Below are 17287 nucleotides of genomic sequence, written 5' to 3' on the forward strand. Positions count from 1 at the left end.
AATTGATGCACGTGCAAAAGCGACTTCTAATCAAATTAAAATTGATGATCCAAGTCAATTAACAGATGCAAATATTGCGAAATTTCAACAAGCTCAAGATCAATTAGGATCTACATTAAGCCGTTTATTGGTTTCTGTTGAAAAATATCCGGATATTAAATTCAATCAAAACTTTACTTCTTTACAAGCAGAATTATCTTCTATCGAGCAAGAAGTTTTATTTGAGAGAAAAAAATACAACGATGCTGCAGAGAAATTCAATAACATGATTATAACTTTCCCTAACAGCTTAATCGCTGGTTTTACAGGTGCTACGAAAAAAGGTTATTTCAAAGCTGCTGCAGGATCTGAAAATGCTCCTAAAGTAGAATTCTAATCATTATGGGAAATAAGAAACATAAATTTCTTTCCTCAAAAGATGAAAAAAAAATAATCGAAGCCATCCAAAAAGCGGAGAAATATACAAGTGGGGAAATTCGAGTTCATATTGAATTCGAATCTTCTCCCAATCATTTTGATAAAGCTTTAGAGGTGTTTGAACGATTGGAAATGAACAAAACCAAAGATAGAAATGGTGTGTTGTTTCATGTTTCACCAACTGATCATAACTTTACAATTATTGGTGATAAAGGAATTGATCAAGTGACACCAGATGATTTTTGGGATGATATAAAAGATGAAGTCATCAAGCATTTCAAAAAAGAACATTATGTAAAAGGGCTTTGTGAAGGAATAAAAAAAACAGGCAAAGCACTTAAAAAATATTTTCCTTATCAAGAGGATGATACAAACGAATTACCAGATGAAATTAGCTACAGTTAAATACTTTTTTCTAACTTTTTTTCTAACTATTTTAACCGTTTTTGGGCAAACGCCTAAAGAATTGGTTAATATCAAGCATCCACCCAAAAAACTTGTGCAAGATTATGCACATGTTTTTGATGCAATGCAGTTGGATGAATTAGAACGAAAATTAGTAGCCTATGATGATTCAACATCTACTCAAATTTTGGTATTAACAGTGAAGTCTCTAGATGGTTATCCGTTAGAAATGTTTGCAAATGATATTGGTGAAAAATGGAAAGTTGGTACACAAGGAAAAGATAATGGAGTTGTAATTGTTTTAAGTGAACAAGATCGTAAGATTACGATTAGAACAGGTTATGGAGCTCAAATTTATCTACCACCAAGTGTCAACAAATCGATTATTGACAATGTTATTATTCCGTATTTCAAACAAGGTGATTATGCTGGCGGAATAAATGCTGGAGTCAATTCTATTTTTCAAGCTTTTGCAGGGAAATACAAACAAGACAAACCAAAATCGCAAGAACCAGAAATGGATTGGTTTGCATTGATTTTTGCCATAGGATTTTTCATTTTTATCTTCATTATTATTTCGAAAGGTAGAGGTGGTAATAATGGTGGAAATGGAGGTAGACGAAGAAGTTTGTTAGACGATATTATCATCATGAACACAGGAAGTTCTGTTTTCGGTGGCGGAGGTTTCGGCTCAGGAGGAAGTTCTTGGGGTGGATCATCTGGCGGCGGAGGCGGCTTTGGTGGCTTCGGAGGCGGAAGCTTCGGAGGTGGAGGTGCTTCAGGAAGTTGGTAATAATTTTTGAAATGGAAAAAAAAGAAATATTAATAAATAAAGACGTAATTAGTTTAAATAAAATATTAATTATAAAATCACTATGTATATCAATTTTAATACTTTTGATAATTACTTTAATATTTGGGGAGTTTGAGGCTAGTTACCAAAATGAGCAGATTATTAATCCAGAAAGTGGATATTTAGTATATAATAATTTTTTACTTGATAAAGATTATTCAGGAATTGAACAGAGAAGTTTACTTATATTTGGAAGCCCAGGTGAATATGCTATTCCTACTAATATAGGAGAAATAACAGCAGATAAATTGAGTGTTTCTAATAAAATATTTAATTATTATTTACCGTTTATTTTTATAGAATGTTTAGGATTTTTAATATTAATTTTCATTATATCTTTTATATTATTTAAAATTAATCATTATTATAAGATTAAATTAATTTAAAATTAAAAAATGAAATATCTTATAATCTTCTCATTGATATTATGTAGTGAATCTTTTTCACAAATAAATAATAGAGTTGTTGATTTGACGTTCTCAACTCCATGTAAATTAATATATACAAGAACTATTGAAGATATAAATAATTATTCATGTAATTATATTTCTTCATCAACAAAACAAAATTTTTCAGTAACTATTAATGATAATAAAAACAAAATATCTAATTTTAGTGAAGAAGAAAAAAATATTTTTACTAAGGAATATTTAAAAATTCAATATGATTCATCGAGACAATTTAATGAAGAAGTAAAATTTATAAAAATTGATAAACTTGGAGAAGGAGTTCTTACTTATAATAAAATAAATTTTGAAGGAATAGATTTTTATATTAAAACTATTCTATTCTTATACAATAATTATGCTTATTATTTTAATATCACTTCCAACGAATATGTAACAGACGATTATTTATTAAATAAAATATCATTATATTAAATAAAATCAAAAATCCGAACGAAACCGTTCGGATTTTTTTATGACTGAACATTATTCGTTAAATTCGTTTTCTAAATCAGTTTATGGAACTTCTCAATCATATTTACACCAATCAACGCAGTAATACAAACGATACGTCGGATGCGAGATCAGAATATCAGCGTGATTATGATCGTATTATTTTTTCGTCTGCCTTTCGTCGTTTGCAAAACAAAACACAAGTTTTTCCTTTGCCAGGAAGTGTTTTTGTCCACAATCGATTGACGCATTCGTTGGAAGTTTCGTCTGTTGGACGCTCGATGGGAAATTTGGTTGGAACATTTATTTCCGAAAATTATAAATTAACAAAAGAATCGCAAGAGTTTTATAAATATAGTATTCACGATGTAATTTCAGCAGCATGTTTGTGCCACGATATCGGAAATCCAGCTTTTGGACATTCGGGCGAAGATGCGATAGCTTCTTATTTTGATCGTCATGAAACAGATTTGAAACAATATTTTACTGAATCCGAATGGGCTGATTTAATCAATTTTGAAGGAAATGCGAATGCAATCCGAATTTTGACACAACAACAAAACGGAAAATCGGAAGGTGGTTTACGTTTAACCTATTCTACATTGGCTGCGATTGCAAAATATCCGTGCGAATCGGTTGCAAAAGATAAAAGTCAATTGCATCGAAAGAAGTTTGGTTTTTTTCAGGCTCAAAAAGAAGCATTTAGAACGATTGCTGAAAAAACGAATATGGTTTTGGAACAAGATTCACCAATTATTTACAAGCGACACCCGTTTGTCTGGTTGGTTGAAGCGGCTGACGATATTTGTTATTCGATTATAGATGTTGAAGATTCGCAACGCTTAGGAATTATTGATCATGATAAATGCCGAAAATTATTCTTGAATTTGGTCGAATCTTTAGATCCATCTCAGATTGATAAAACAAAAAATACGTTAAAATCTATTTCAGATAAAAATGATCGAATAGCGTATTTACGTGCAAAATCAATTAACTTATTGACTCAAAAATCGGTTGAAGTTTACCAAAATAATTTTGATCAGATTGTAAAAGGAGAATTTAAAACGGCTTTGTTAGATGTCATTAAAAATGAAACGGAACAAGTAACAAAAAAAGTTTTGGACGAAATTCAACGTTTCTCAATTGAAAATATTTATAATCATCGTTCTGTTCTCGAAATCGAAAATGCAGGTTATAATGTTATGTCTGAATTACTTTCGCAATTTATTCCACCAATTTTGAAAGATGAAAAAGAACGCAAAACCTTTGAGAAAAAAGCGTTGCGTTTAGTTCCTGCTCAGTTTTTGTACGAAAAAGGAACAAAGTATCAAAAAGTTATGGGAATTTTGGATTATGTTTCGGGAATGACTGATAATTACGCAACCGAATTGTATCGCCGTATCAAAGGAATCGAAATTGGAATGACGATTTAAGTACGAAATTAGAAGTAAGAAATTTGAGGTGAGAATTTCGTTATATTTTAAAATAACTAATTTCAAGTTTCGTAAAACGAACTTCGAGTTTCGAATAACGAATAACTAAATAACATCACACAATAATGAAAAATGTAACAATACGAGAAGCAAGAAAAGAAGATTGTCCTCGAATTTTAGAGTTAATTCACGAATTAGCTTTATACGAAAAAGCACCAGACGAAGTAACGGTAACCTTAGAAGAAATGGAAGAATGCGGGTTTGGAGATAAACCTGTTTGGGGTTCTTTGGTCGCAGAAGTAGACGGAAATGTAGAAGGAATTGCGTTGCATTACGATCGCTATTCGACTTGGAAAGGACGCAGATTATATTTGGAGGATTTGATCGTAACCGAAAAAATGCGCGGTTCTGGAATTGGTAAATTATTATTGGATGAATTAATTGTTTATGGAAAAGCAAATGATTACCACGGAATGGTTTGGCAAGTGTTGGATTGGAACGAACCTGCAATTAATTTCTACAAAAAATATAACGCCGATTTTGATCCAGAATGGATTAATGTTTCAGTGAATTTTTAAACAATAAAAAAGACTCAAATCATATGATTTGAGTCTTTTTTATTTTGCTTACCGCTTTCCGTTATTTCATAAATCCTTCATACCATTTCCACAAAATAATACCTGTACAAACAGAAACATTTAAAGAGTGTTTTGTTCCAGATTGTGGAATTTCGATACACGTATCACATTGATCAATGATTGATTGTTGTACACCATCAACCTCATTTCCCATCACAATTGCATATTTTTGAGATTGGTCAACTTCAAATTCATTTAACAAAACAGAGCCTTCCGTTTGTTCAATTGTTACAATTTGATAACCATCTTCTTTTAGTTTTGCAACCAATTCATTCGAATCTTTCACATATTCCCAATCAACAGAATTTTCTGCACCAATTGCCGTTTTATGAATTTCTTTATGAGGCGGAGTTGCTGTGATTCCACACAAATAAATTTTATCAATTAAAAATGCATCCGAAGTTCTAAAAACCGCACCAACATTGTGCATACTTCTTACATTATCCAACACCACAACAATCGGATGTTTTTCAATAGCTTTATATTCTTCCGCAGAAACGCGACCTAATTCGTCTAATTTTAGTTTTCTCATCACTTCGTTTTTAACTAACTTAGCTGTTCAAAATTTATAATAATTTGACAAAAGTAGTAAAGAATAAGGAAACTCCTCTAATGAAACAATATAACACTATCAAGGCGAAATATCCTGATGCGATGTTGTTGTTCCGTGTGGGAGATTTTTACGAAACATTTGGAGAAGATGCTGTGCGAGCTTCTCGCATTTTAGATATAGTTTTAACAAAACGCGCCAATGGTTCTGATAATAGTGCTTTGGCAGGGTTTCCTCATCATAGTTTGAATACTTATTTACCGAAATTGGTGAAAGCTGGTTTGCGTGTTGCAATTTGCGATCAGCTCGAAGATCCAAAAATGGTAAAAGGTATCGTAAAACGTGGTGTTACAGAATTGGTGACGCCTGGTGTTGCGTTGCAAGATGAGGTTTTATCGTCGAAATCGAATAACTTTTTGATGGCTGTTCATCAAGGTGATAAAGCTTTTGGAATTGCGTTGTTAGATGTTTCGACGGGAGAATTTTTAGTTTCTGAAGGACATGAAGATCAAGTGGCAAAGATTATTCAATCGTTTCGACCAAGTGAAGTGATTTACCAAAAACGTGTTAAATATAATTTTTCTGATGTCAAAAGTAAATTTTTGTTGGATGATTGGGCTTTTCAATATGATTTTGCAGTTGATAAATTAACCAATCTTTTTAAAACTAAGAATCTAAAAGGTTTTGGAATCGAGGATTTAAAAGATGGAATCATTTCTGCGGGTGCAATTTTAGCTTATTTGGATGACACACATCACTTCGAAATTCAGCATTTAACATCTATTCAGCGTCTTAATCAAGATAGTTTTGTGTGGATGGATCCATTTACGATTCGCAATCTCGAATTGGTTTATTCTCCACATCCAAAAGGTGTTACGTTATTAAATGTTTTAGATGATACTAAAACTCCGATGGGTGCTCGTTTGCTGAATCGTTGGATGGTAATGGTGTTGAAAGATTTGAAGTCAATTCAACGTCGTCAAAATATTGTCGAATATTTCTACAAATTTGGAGATTTACGTTACGATTTGCGCGAAAAATTAGGTCAATTAACCGATTTAGAGCGTTTAGCTGGGAAGGTTTCGACAGGTAAAATTACACCTCGTCAATTACAACAATTAGCACAAAGTTTGAAAATTTCGGAAGAAATAAAAGAAGTTGCTGAACAATCGAATATCAAAGAAGTTGCAGATTTATTTTCTCGAATCCAACCAATTGATGATTTAACGCAAAAGATTTTTGATACACTTACTGATGAACCACCACATCAAATTGTAAAAGGAAATGTGATTAGAGAGGGTGTTTCTGATGAGTTAGATCGATTGAGAAAGATTCAGTTTTCTGGGAAAGATTATTTGGATCAAATGTGTCAACGTGAAACAGAGCGAACTGGAATTTCGTCCTTGAAAATTGCATTCAATAATGTGTTTGGTTATTATATCGAAGTTCGAAATACACACAAAGATAAAGTGCCAGAAGAATGGATTCGTAAACAAACTTTGGTGAATGCAGAGCGTTATATTACTGAAGAATTAAAAGAATACGAAACACAGATTCTTGGAGCAGAAGAAAAAATTCTTGCAATAGAAAATCAATTATTTATTGAATTGTTACAAGAAATTATCACTAAACTTTTACCGATTCAACAAACAGCAAAAGCAATTGCATTTTTGGATGTTTTGTCAACTTTTGCAGAAATAGCAGAGAAAAATATTTACACAAAACCTTCTCTTAATGATGGTTTTGAACTAAATATAAAAGAAGGTCGTCATGCTGTGATTGAGCAACAATTACCAATTGGTGAACAATATGTGTCGAATAATGTTGAGTTAAATTCGGATCATCAGCAAATTATTATGATTACGGGACCAAATATGTCTGGTAAATCGGCACTTTTACGTCAAACTGCTTTGATTGTTTTGATGGCGCAAATGGGAAGTTTTGTTCCAGCTCAAGCAGCCGAATTAGGAATTATTGACAAAGTTTTTACTCGAGTTGGTGCTTCAGACAACATTTCTTCAGGGGAATCGACATTTATGGTCGAAATGAATGAGACAGCAAGTATTCTAAATAATATTTCGGAACGAAGTTTGATTTTATTGGATGAAATTGGTCGAGGAACTTCGACTTACGATGGAATTTCGATTGCATGGGCAATTGCAGAATTTTTACATCAAAGTGCCTTGAAACCAAAAACATTGTTTGCAACGCATTATCATGAATTGAATGAAATGTCAAAATCGATGGAACGTATCAAAAACTTTAATGTTAGTATCAAAGAAACAAAAGATACAATATTATTTTTGAGAAAATTAGTTCCAGGAGGAAGTGAGCACAGTTTTGGTATACATGTTGCTAAAATGGCTGGGATGCCAAAACGAGTGGTGGACAGAGCAAATGATGTGTTGAAAGTTTTGGAAGCGACGAAAACAGATGAAGGAATCTCGAACAAAACGGAGAAAATAACGCAAGACAATATGCAATTAAATTTCTTTCAGTTAGATGATCCAATTTTAGATTCTATAAGAGAAGAAATTCTGAACACAGATATCAATACGTTAACACCTGTTGAAGCATTGATGAAATTGAACGAAATCAAAAAGAAACTTGGTAAATAAACTTAAAAATATGAAGAAAATAATTTTAACCGTAGCAGGAGCTTTAGTATTAGCTTCTTGTGCTACAAACCCTGTTACCGGACGTAAATCGTTGTCATTAGTTTCTAATGCAGATTTATTTCCGACAGCTTACAACCAATATTCTCAGGTTCTTAAACAAGGGAAAGTAATTACAGGTACTGCCGATGCTAAAATGGTGCAAACAGTAGGGGAACGTTTAAAATATGCCGCTGAAAAATATTATCAAGAAAAGGGAATATCTTCTCAATTACAAGGTTACCAATGGCAATTTACGTTGTTAAATGCAAACGAAGTAAATGCATGGTGTATGCCTGGAGGTAAAGTTGCTGTTTATTCAGGAATTTTACCTGTTACCAAAGATGCAACGGGATTGGCTGTTGTTTTAGGTCACGAAATTGGTCACGCTTTGGCTGGTCATAGTGCGGAGCAAGCTTCTCAGCAAATGGCCGCACAAGGTTTAGGACAAATAGTTGGTGGATCCATTGGAAATGCAGAATATGCAAAAGTTTTTGAACAATTATATCCTGTAGGTGCACAAGTTGGTTTACTAAACTATTCTCGTAAAATGGAATTAGATGCTGATGTTACAGGATTGTATTTAATGGCGATGGCGGGTTATGATCCTTCTCAAGCAATTCCTTTTTGGGAACGTATGGCGGCGAAAAGTGGAAATGCAGGAGTTTCAGAATTCTTGAGTACTCACCCTTCGGATGCGACGCGTATGGCTAAAATAAAGGAAGCCTTACCAACTGCTTTAGCATATTACAATGCAAGTCCGTATAAAGGAAAATAGAATAGTTTTTATTCATTTGTAAAATATAAGCGAGTTAATTTGATAAATTGATTCGCTTTTTTTATATTTAGTATTCAAAACCACAATTAAAATTAAAATGATTAACAATTTTAGAATCAATTCGTTTTCTGAATATAAGAAAGCGTATAAAAAAAGTGTCGAGGAGCCTGAAAAATTTTGGGATAAAATTGCTGGAAACTTCGTTTGGCAAAAGAAATGGGACAAAACACTTGAATATAATTTTGAACAAGCAGATTTTAAATGGTTTCAAGGTGGACAACTAAATATTACCGAAAATGTTTTGGATCGTCATTTGGAAAAAAATGGAAACAAAACAGCTTTAATTTGGGAACCAAATAATCCTTTAGAGGAATCTAGAATTATTACATATCGTCAATTGCATTCAAAAGTTTGCCAATTTGCGAATGTCTTAAAAAATAATGACGTACAAAAAGGAGATCGTGTGTGTATTTATATGCCAATGATTCCAGAATTAGCCATCGCGATGTTAGCTTGTGCTCGTATTGGCGCGGTACATTCTATTGTTTTTGCAGGATTTTCTTCTGCTGCAATTGCCTCTCGTATCAACGATGCGCAATGTAAGGTTTTGGTGACAGCAAACGAAGTTTTTCGTGGAACGAAATCAATTAACTTAAAAGCAATTTGTGATGAAGCCTTAAAAGATTGTGCTTCTATTCAGTCGTGTATTGTTTATCGACGTGCTATCGAGCCTACTTCTATGGTTGGTGGACGTGATAAATTTTGGATTGATGAAATGCATAAGGTAGACGATAATTGTCCTGCGGAAATTATGGATGCCGAAGATCCTTTGTTTATTTTGTATACTTCTGGTTCTACAGGAAAACCAAAAGGAATGGTGCATACATGTGGTGGATATATGGTGGAAACGGCTTATTCGTTCGATAATATTTTTCAAATGGAGCACAACGATATTTATTGGTGTACAGCAGATATCGGTTGGATTACAGGACATAGTTACATTATTTATGGACCTTTGGCTTGTGGAGCAACTTCAGTAATGTTCGAAGGAATTCCAAGTTTTCCTGATTTTGGACGTTTTTGGGAAATTGTCGAAAAATTAAAAGTGACACATTTCTATACAGCTCCAACAGCAATTCGTTCGTTAGCTCGTGAATCCTTAGACTATGTCGAGAAATATGATTTATCAAGTCTTAAAGTTTTAGGATCAGTTGGTGAACCAATTAACGAGGAAGCTTGGCACTGGTTTAATGATTATATTGGAAAAGGAAATTGTCCAATTGTAGATACATGGTGGCAAACAGAAACGGGATCTATTTTGATTTCGCCATTAGCAGGAATTACGCCGCTTCGTCCAACGTTTGCAACATTACCGCTTCCAGGAATTCAGCCAGTTTTAATGGATGAACATGGAAAAGAAGTAGAAGCAGTAAATGAAAAAGCAGAAGGACGTTTAGCAATTAAATTTCCTTGGCCATCTATGGCTCGTACTATTTATGGTAATCATAAACGCTATGTAGAAACCTATTTTTCAACATTTCCGGGATATTATTTTACAGGAGATGGAGCGTATCGTGATGTAATGGAAAATTATCGAATTACAGGACGTGTAGATGATGTAGTGATTGTTTCTGGACACAATTTAGGAACTGCACCAATAGAAAATGCGATAAATGAACACGAAGCTGTAGCAGAAAGCGCGGTTGTTGGTTATCCTCATGATATCAAAGGAAATGCATTGTATGCTTATGTGATTTTGCAAGATGGAGTACAAGGTTCACCAGAACTTGAAGCAGAAATAAAAAATGGAGTTTCTAAATTAATTGGAGCAATTGCAAAGCCAGATAAAATACAGTTTGTTTCAGGTTTACCAAAAACGCGAAGCGGAAAAATTATGCGTCGTATTTTAAGAAAAATAGCAAGCAACGAAACTGATTTTGGCGATACATCAACATTATTAGATCCAGATGTTGTAACTGTTATTCAGAAAGGAAAAGTTTAAAGTAAGGCTGAGGTTAAGATTTAGTCTAAGCTTATCAAAATAATTTTCAAAACAAAAAGCATTACCCAAAAAGTAATGCTTTTTTGGTTTGATTATTTTGGATAAATTTTCTCTTCTAAATTTCCTTTATATAGCCGATATTCAATGCATTTTTTGTAATTTTGTTGACTTTTTAAAGGTATGATAAAAATTTCACCAGTTTTAGAATCGTATTTAGATCATCATGTGGATCAAGAACCTGAAATCTTGAGCCGTTTACGTGTTGAAACTTATCAATGTACAACGCAGCCACACATGATTTCGGGAGAATATCAAGGTCGTTTGTTAAGTATTTTGTCAAAGATTTTAGCCCCAAAAACTATTTTAGAGTTAGGAACTTTTACAGGTTACGCAACATTGTGTTTGGCAGAAGGTTTGATTGCTGATGGAAAAATCATAACGATGGATAAAAATGATGAGTTAGAATATCTTTGCAGAAAGTATTTTGATGAATCAGAATTTGCCTCAAAAATTGATTTCAGAATCAATGATGCGCGCGAAGAATTGAACACAATTGAAAAAGATTCTGTAGATTTAGCTTTTATTGATGCCGATAAAGAGAGTTACCCTTATTATTTCGAGAAGGTTTTGGAACTTCTTCGTCCCGGAGGAGCAATGTTAGTTGACAATGTGTTGTGGTACGGAAAAGTGATGATGGAGGAGGAAGATAAAAAAGATCCTTCGACAAAAATCTTGAAAGAATTTAATGATATGGTAACGAAAGATGAACGTGTAGAATCGATCATTTTACCGATTCGTGATGGAATTACGTTAATTCGAAAAAAATAATGAAGTACGCCATTTGTCAAGTAAGTGTTGCGCCATTGCGCTCTGAAGCAAGAGATTCATCAGAAATGGTGAGTCAGGTTTTATTTGGAGAAAAGTTGATTATTTTAGAAGAATTAGAAAAATGGACGAAAGTTCAGTTAGCTTTTGATGGTTATGAAGGTTGGCTTGATCCAAAACAAATTGTAGAAATTTCGGAAGAAGAATATAATAAAGATTCGATCGAGAAATTTGCAATTAATCCGTATAATCATGCGATGGAAAATGGCTTGCCAATGACATTGACAATTGGAGCTGAGGTTCGTACTTTGAATGAAAGTAAAATCAAAATTGGTCCAAAATGTTTTGAATATTTTGGCGTATATACTTCTGGTAAAAAATCAAAAGATCAGTTGGTTGAAATAGCAAAAGCTTACTTAAATGTACCTTATTTGTGGGGTGGTAAATCATCTTTTGGAATAGATTGTTCAGGATTAACACAACAAGTGTACAAAATTGGGGGATATAAAATACCACGAGATGCTTATCAACAAGCAGAAATGGGCGAAGTGTTAAGTTTTGTAGAAGAAGCAGAACCTGGTGATTTAGCATTTTTTGATAATGCAGAAGGTCGTATAATACATGTAGGAATTATGTGTGGTAACGGAAAAGTTTTACATGCACATGGTAAAGTTCGTATTGATCCTATTGATACCAATGGAATTTTCAATACCGATTCTCAAAAATATTCGCATAAACTGCGATGCATTCGAAAATTAATTCCTTAATAATAGAGCAAAAATCATTTCGAAAGAAATGATTTTTTTGTTTTAATTGAAATCAAATCTAAATAGGATATAATCAAGTATTAAACTATTTTTTAATTGGATTTAGCTGTAACTTTAGTAAACACTAATCGATTGAAATAATGTCTATAAAAATTCCTGAAAATTTAAAAGGATTATCTGATTCTGAAGTCAAAAAAGCTCAACAACAATACGGAGATAATGCAATAAAGGGTGAACAGAATTCTGCTTGGTATAGTTTATTATTTGATATTATAAAAGAACCAATGACGCTAATTTTGATTGCTGTATCAATTATTTATGTGTTGGTTGGTGATTTGGGTGAAGCTGCATTTATGTTTGTGGCTATTGTTGCTGTGACAGGAATTTCATTTTACCAAGATTCTCGTAATCAAAAAGCTCTGCAAGAGTTAGAAAAGTTGAACGAACCTTTGAGTTCAGTTATTCGTAATGGACAATTAGTTGAGATTCCAACACACGAAATTACAATTGGTGATTTGTGTGTGACGGAAGAAGGAAAGATGATTAATGCTGATGGAAATATTGTTCATAGCAATGATTTTTCGGTGAATGAATCTGCTTTAACAGGCGAAAGTATGTCAGTTTTTAAAGATATAGATCATTCAGAAATTTACAGTGGAACTTTGACAGTTTCTGGTTTGGCTATTTTTGAAGTGACAGCCATTGGAGCAGAAACGAAGTTGGGAAAAATAGGAACGTCAATTTTATCTATAAAAGAAGAAAAATCGCCTTTGCAATTGCAGATAGAAAAATTTGTGAAAGGAATGGCAATCATTGGAATTATTGTTTTTGCAATGGTTTGCGGATTCAATTATTTTCAAACAAATGACATTGTAAGTAGTTTATTAAACGGTTTGACTTTGGCAATGTCTATTTTACCCGAAGAAATACCAGTTGCATTTACTACATTTATGGCATTGGGTTCATGGAAATTATTACGCGAAGGAATTATTGTAAAAAAGAGTAGTGTTGTCGAAACTTTAGGAAGCACAACTGTTATTTGTAGTGATAAAACAGGCACAATTACCGAAAATTCGATGAAATTGAATGCAATTTATGATGCAAAAATGTGTACGGTTTTTGATGAAAATCAATTCAATGATGTTGAAATTTCTGAGATTATACAATATGCGATGTGGAGTAGTGAACCTGTTCCATTCGATCCAATGGAAAAAACGTTACACCGAGTTTACGAACAAACACAGGTTGATGAGCGCAATCAATATCAAATGTTTTTCGAATATCCTTTATCTGGGAAACCTCCCATGATGACGCATTGTTTTAAAAATAATGAAAATCAACGAATAATCGCAGCCAAAGGTGCTCCAGAAGCAATTCTGAATGTTTCAAAATTATCAGAGGAAGAAAAAAATCAATTAAAAAAAGTCATTGATGATTTTGGATTAAAAGGTTTTCGACTTTTGGGTGTTGCTAAATCTAATTTTGAAGAGGATAATTTTCCAAAAATTCAACAAGATTTACCATTCGAGTTTTTAGGATTCGTAGTTTTTTATGATCCTCCTAAAAAAGGAATTAATACAGTGTTTCAACAGATTTATGATGCGGGAATTAAAGTAAAAGTGATTACGGGTGATAATGCCGAAACAACAAAAAGTATTGCTGAACAAGCTGGAATTTTACATGTAGAAAATAGTATTACAGGAAGTGAAATTACACAACTTTCCGAAAAAGAATTATTAAAAGAAGCTCGTGATAAAGTGTTGTTTGCGCGTATGTTTCCCGAAGCGAAATTGGCTGTAGTAAAAGCGTTGAAAGAAGATGGAGATGTTGTGGCAATGTTGGGTGATGGCGTTAATGATGGACCAGCCTTGAAAGCGGCTCATATTGGAGTGGCAATGGGTGAAAAGGGAACAGAAATAGCGAAACAAGCTGCACAATTGATTTTGACGAATGATGATTTAGGTAAATTAGTTGTTGGAATTGCGGCAGGAAGACGTATTTATACGAATCTCAAAAAAGCTGTTCAATATATTATCTCTATCCATATTCCGATTATTTTAATTGTTTCGCTTCCATTATTTTTAGGTTGGGCTTTTCCACAAATTTTTACGCCAGTTCACGTTATTTTCTTAGAATTGGTTATGGGACCAACATGTTCTATTGTGTATGAAAATGAACCATTGGAAAAAGATTCGATGAAAAGAAAACCTCGTCCAATGACCGAAACTTTCTTGAATTGGAAAGAGCTTTCGACGAGTATTATTCAAGGAATTATAATCACATTAGGATTGTTGTTTGTATATCAATATACTTATCAACTTGGAGGAAATGAAGAGAAAACACGTGCAATGGTTTTTACAACGTTAATTTTCTCGAATGTTTGGTTGAGTTTAACCAATCGCTCATTTTATTATAGTTTATGGTCAAGTTTTCGAAATAAAAATAATTTAATGGTCTATGTGACAGTTTTGACATTAGTAATACTCTTCGCTATATTATATATACAACCAATTTCTTTGTTTTTTAAAGTGACTTCATTAAATCTAAATGAATTAGGGATCACGATGCTTGTAGCAATGCTTTCTGTACTTTGGTTCGAAGTATATAAATGGATAAAACGAAGAAGAAAAATTGAATAAAATAGTGATTTTTAGGTTTATTTATTCGTTACAACGAATAAATAAACTCAATAGTTTTAGCTAAAGTCGGCGTTCTATTTTCTTTATATGGTGTATGTTTTGCATCAGGAACGATAAAACTTTCTTTTCGTCCTTTTACATTATTTATAATTCCATCAACTTGTTCTAAACTCCCAAATTCATCATCAATTCCTTGAATAACTAAAGTCGGACATTCGATATTTTTTAATTCTTCGCGAATGTCAAAATCAATAAAATCTGGACGTAACCAAGTTTGTGTCCACATCTCAAAAACTTGTTGGGTATTTTCGCCATGATATTTCTCCAAACGTTGTTTTAGATTAGTTTCGGCATATGCAATTTTTGCTTCTCTAATTCCATTCAGTGTAACGTCTTCCACAATAATGTGCGAACCAACAACAACAATTCCTTTTAGATTTTTGTTATATTTAGCGGCATAAAGTAACGTAATCGATCCGCCATCGCTATGTCCAAATAAAATAATGTCTTTGAAGTTGAAATGTTGAACCAAATCATTTAGAAAATCTGCTTCATCATGCATATAGGTTAATTCGCGATGATTAATGGTGAAAGGCGACGATTTTCCATAACCTTTTCTATCGTAGATGAATAAATTACAATTTGTTTTTTCGGCAACTTCTTTTGGGAAATCTCTCCAAAGTTGTGTAGAACCCAACGAATCGTGTAAAAAAATAAGTGTTGGTCTTTCTGGGTTTATTTCGTAGTGAACATAATGAATATTGGCGTTGTTAATTTCTAAACTATTTTCTATTTCCATTTTATGTAGTGATTTTTTCGAAAGCTAAAGATAACAAAAATGCCTCGATTTTATTTATTCGAGGCATTTATATCATGATGATTAAAAATTATTATTTAATAAAATCTGTAATAATTTCTAAGGTTTTTGCTTTTGCAGTTTCTAAATCGTCGTTCAATAAAATGATATCAAACTCTTTGGCTTTCTCCATTTCAATTCCTGCTTTATCAATACGTTGTTTCAATTTATCTTCGCTTTCTGTGTTGCGAGAAATTAAACGTTCTTTCAAAATTTCCAAAGATGGAGGATTTACAAATACTGTTAAACATTGATCTCCGTACAATTTTTTGATATTCAATGCACCAATAACATCAATATCAAAAATTACAGAATTTCCTTCAGATGTAATGCGATCAACTTCCGATTTTAAAGTTCCGTAAAAATTATCGCGGTAAACTTCTTCGTGTTCTATGAATTCGTCGTTTGCAATTTTTGCTTTAAACTCTTCTGGTGTTAAGAAATAATAGTCTTCTCCGTGAGTTTCACCTTCGCGTTTATCTCTAGTTGTACAAGAAATAGAAAATTTGATATGATCTAATTGTTCTAAAGCGTAACGAACCAAAGTTGTTTTTCCTGCGCCTGATGGAGCCGAAAAGACGATTAATTTTCCTTTTTTCATTATAAAATGTTTAACGATTGTTCTTTAATTTTTTCTAATTCATCTTTCATCTGAACAACAATTTTTTGCATTTCAGAATGATTTGATTTAGAACCTAACGTATTGATTTCACGACCAATTTCTTGCGAAATAAATCCTAGTTTTTTTCCATTTGATTCAGTTCCAGCTAATTCTTTCAAGAAATATTCGCAATGGTTTTTCAAACGAACTTTTTCTTCTGTGATATCAAATTTCTCCAAATAGAAAATTAATTCTTGTTCGAAACGATTTTGATCAACATCAACTTTTAATTCTTCTAAACGTTTATTGAAACGTTCTTTTATAGTTTCAATTCGTTCTTTTTCAAAAGGGACAACTTGTGTTAAAAGCTCAAGAATGTTATTCAAGTTTAAAGTCAAATATTTCTCTAAAACTTTTCCTTCGTCTAATCTAAATTGATTTAATGCGTCGATCGCATCAATAATTGTTGCACGAATTTGATTCCATTCGTCTTCACCCAAATCGTCTTGCGTGTACGAAATAACGTCTGGAAGGCGCATTACTACGGGCAATAATTCACCATCAGTCACATTTGGCGTGATTGATTTGAATTCTGCCATATAACTTTTGATTAATTCAGCATTTATATTTTGATTTCTTGCAGCAGGATTTAACTCTACTAACATCGAAAAATCAACTTTTCCACGTTGAACTTTTTCTGAAATAAGGTTTCTGATTTCTAATTCTTTTTCACGATAAAAAGAAGGAATTCTCGTGTTTAAATCCAGTGTTTTACTGTTTAAAGAACGGATTTCTATCGTTACTTTTTTTTCAGGTAATTCCAATATGGCTTTACCGTAACCTGTCATAGATGCTATCATAATTGTAAAATTATGCGAGCAAAATTACAATAAATTAACGTAATGCGAACTGAATTATCATCTTTAATCATTTTAAAGTTTAACATTTTGCTAAAATTTTGATGAACTTA

17 protein-coding genes are annotated in these 17287 nt (G+C 32.7%); 13 read left to right on the forward strand and 4 right to left on the reverse strand.

Translation table 11 applies throughout. The annotated features are described in order from the left end of the window. The 7 genes from B4E95_RS05150 to B4E95_RS05180 all read left to right on the forward strand — a co-directional run. Positions 1–376 (forward strand): LemA family protein (locus B4E95_RS05150; protein ID WP_291090473.1); only part of this gene is annotated, 376 nt, incomplete at its 5' end. Positions 377–381: 5 nt separating this feature from the next. Continuing rightward, complete coding sequence (locus tag B4E95_RS05155; RefSeq protein ID WP_291090476.1) at positions 382–822, forward strand: TPM domain-containing protein; 441 nt, start codon at positions 382–384, stop codon at positions 820–822. Next, entirely contained in the window at positions 803–1615 is an 813-nt protein-coding gene (locus B4E95_RS05160) for a TPM domain-containing protein (RefSeq protein ID WP_291090479.1), read from the forward strand. Before B4E95_RS05155 ends, B4E95_RS05160 begins: the two co-directional genes overlap by 20 nt. An 11-nt stretch (positions 1616–1626) precedes the next feature. Continuing rightward, on the forward strand, positions 1627–2061 hold the full coding sequence (locus B4E95_RS05165) for a hypothetical protein (protein ID WP_291090482.1): 435 nt from the start codon (positions 1627–1629) through the stop codon (positions 2059–2061). 9 nt (positions 2062–2070) lie between these two features. Further along, entirely contained in the window at positions 2071–2556 is a 486-nt protein-coding gene (locus tag B4E95_RS05170) for a hypothetical protein (RefSeq protein WP_291090485.1), read from the forward strand. Positions 2557–2639: 83 nt separating this feature from the next. After that, positions 2640–4007 carry a deoxyguanosinetriphosphate triphosphohydrolase gene (locus B4E95_RS05175; protein WP_291090488.1) on the forward strand — a complete coding sequence of 456 codons (1368 nt, stop codon included), beginning with the start codon at positions 2640–2642 and terminating at the stop codon, positions 4005–4007. A gap of 125 nt (positions 4008–4132) precedes the next feature. Continuing rightward, entirely contained in the window at positions 4133–4585 is a 453-nt protein-coding gene (locus B4E95_RS05180; protein WP_221854342.1) for a GNAT family N-acetyltransferase, read from the forward strand. Between the two features lie 61 nt (positions 4586–4646). Here the strand turns inward: B4E95_RS05180 and B4E95_RS05185 are convergent, their stop codons facing one another. Continuing rightward, a complete protein-coding gene (locus tag B4E95_RS05185) occupies positions 4647–5177 on the reverse strand; it encodes an RNA methyltransferase (RefSeq protein WP_038332036.1) in 531 nt (176 codons plus the stop codon). 80 nt (positions 5178–5257) lie between these two features. On the opposite strand from B4E95_RS05185, the gene mutS reads away from it, so the two are divergent. The 6 genes from mutS to B4E95_RS05215 all read left to right on the forward strand — a co-directional run bounded on the left by mutS (position 5258) and on the right by B4E95_RS05215 (position 14860). Further along, positions 5258–7813 carry a DNA mismatch repair protein MutS gene (gene mutS / locus B4E95_RS05190; protein ID WP_291090491.1) on the forward strand — a complete coding sequence of 852 codons (2556 nt, stop codon included), beginning with the start codon at positions 5258–5260 and terminating at the stop codon, positions 7811–7813. Between the two features lie 10 nt (positions 7814–7823). Further along, the gene (locus tag B4E95_RS05195; RefSeq protein WP_221854344.1) at positions 7824–8627 is read left to right on the forward strand and encodes a M48 family metallopeptidase; all 804 of its coding nucleotides are present in this window, start codon (positions 7824–7826) and stop codon (positions 8625–8627) included. Positions 8628–8724: 97 nt separating this feature from the next. After that, a complete protein-coding gene (gene acs, locus B4E95_RS05200; protein ID WP_291090494.1) occupies positions 8725–10629 on the forward strand; it encodes an acetate--CoA ligase in 1905 nt (634 codons plus the stop codon). Positions 10630–10809: 180 nt separating this feature from the next. Further along, entirely contained in the window at positions 10810–11457 is a 648-nt protein-coding gene (locus B4E95_RS05205) for an O-methyltransferase (protein WP_291076647.1), read from the forward strand. Further along, positions 11457–12221 carry a C40 family peptidase gene (locus B4E95_RS05210; protein WP_291051125.1) on the forward strand — a complete coding sequence of 255 codons (765 nt, stop codon included), beginning with the start codon at positions 11457–11459 and terminating at the stop codon, positions 12219–12221. The genes B4E95_RS05205 and B4E95_RS05210 overlap by 1 nt, the downstream gene beginning before the upstream one ends. A gap of 140 nt (positions 12222–12361) precedes the next feature. After that, the gene (locus B4E95_RS05215) at positions 12362–14860 is read left to right on the forward strand and encodes a cation-translocating P-type ATPase (RefSeq protein WP_291090497.1); all 2499 of its coding nucleotides are present in this window, start codon (positions 12362–12364) and stop codon (positions 14858–14860) included. A gap of 28 nt (positions 14861–14888) precedes the next feature. Here the strand turns inward: B4E95_RS05215 and B4E95_RS05220 are convergent, their stop codons facing one another. From B4E95_RS05220 to B4E95_RS05230, 3 genes are all read right to left on the reverse strand, one after another. Continuing rightward, the gene (locus tag B4E95_RS05220) at positions 14889–15659 is read right to left on the reverse strand and encodes an alpha/beta fold hydrolase (RefSeq protein WP_219033617.1); all 771 of its coding nucleotides are present in this window, start codon (positions 15657–15659) and stop codon (positions 14889–14891) included. A gap of 91 nt (positions 15660–15750) precedes the next feature. Continuing rightward, positions 15751–16317 carry a guanylate kinase gene (gmk, locus tag B4E95_RS05225; protein ID WP_219033616.1) on the reverse strand — a complete coding sequence of 189 codons (567 nt, stop codon included), beginning with the start codon at positions 16315–16317 and terminating at the stop codon, positions 15751–15753. Further along, positions 16317–17177: a YicC/YloC family endoribonuclease gene (locus B4E95_RS05230; protein WP_291090504.1), complete on the reverse strand. Its 861-nt coding sequence runs from the start codon at positions 17175–17177 to the stop codon at positions 16317–16319. Before B4E95_RS05230 ends, gmk begins: the two co-directional genes overlap by 1 nt. Between the last annotated feature and the right edge of the window lie 110 nt (positions 17178–17287).

Origin of the sequence: Empedobacter sp. UBA7494 (genome assembly GCF_002478465.1) — a bacterium.
In the GTDB taxonomy this organism is placed as follows: Bacteria; Bacteroidota; Bacteroidia; order Flavobacteriales; family Weeksellaceae; genus Empedobacter; species Empedobacter falsenii_B.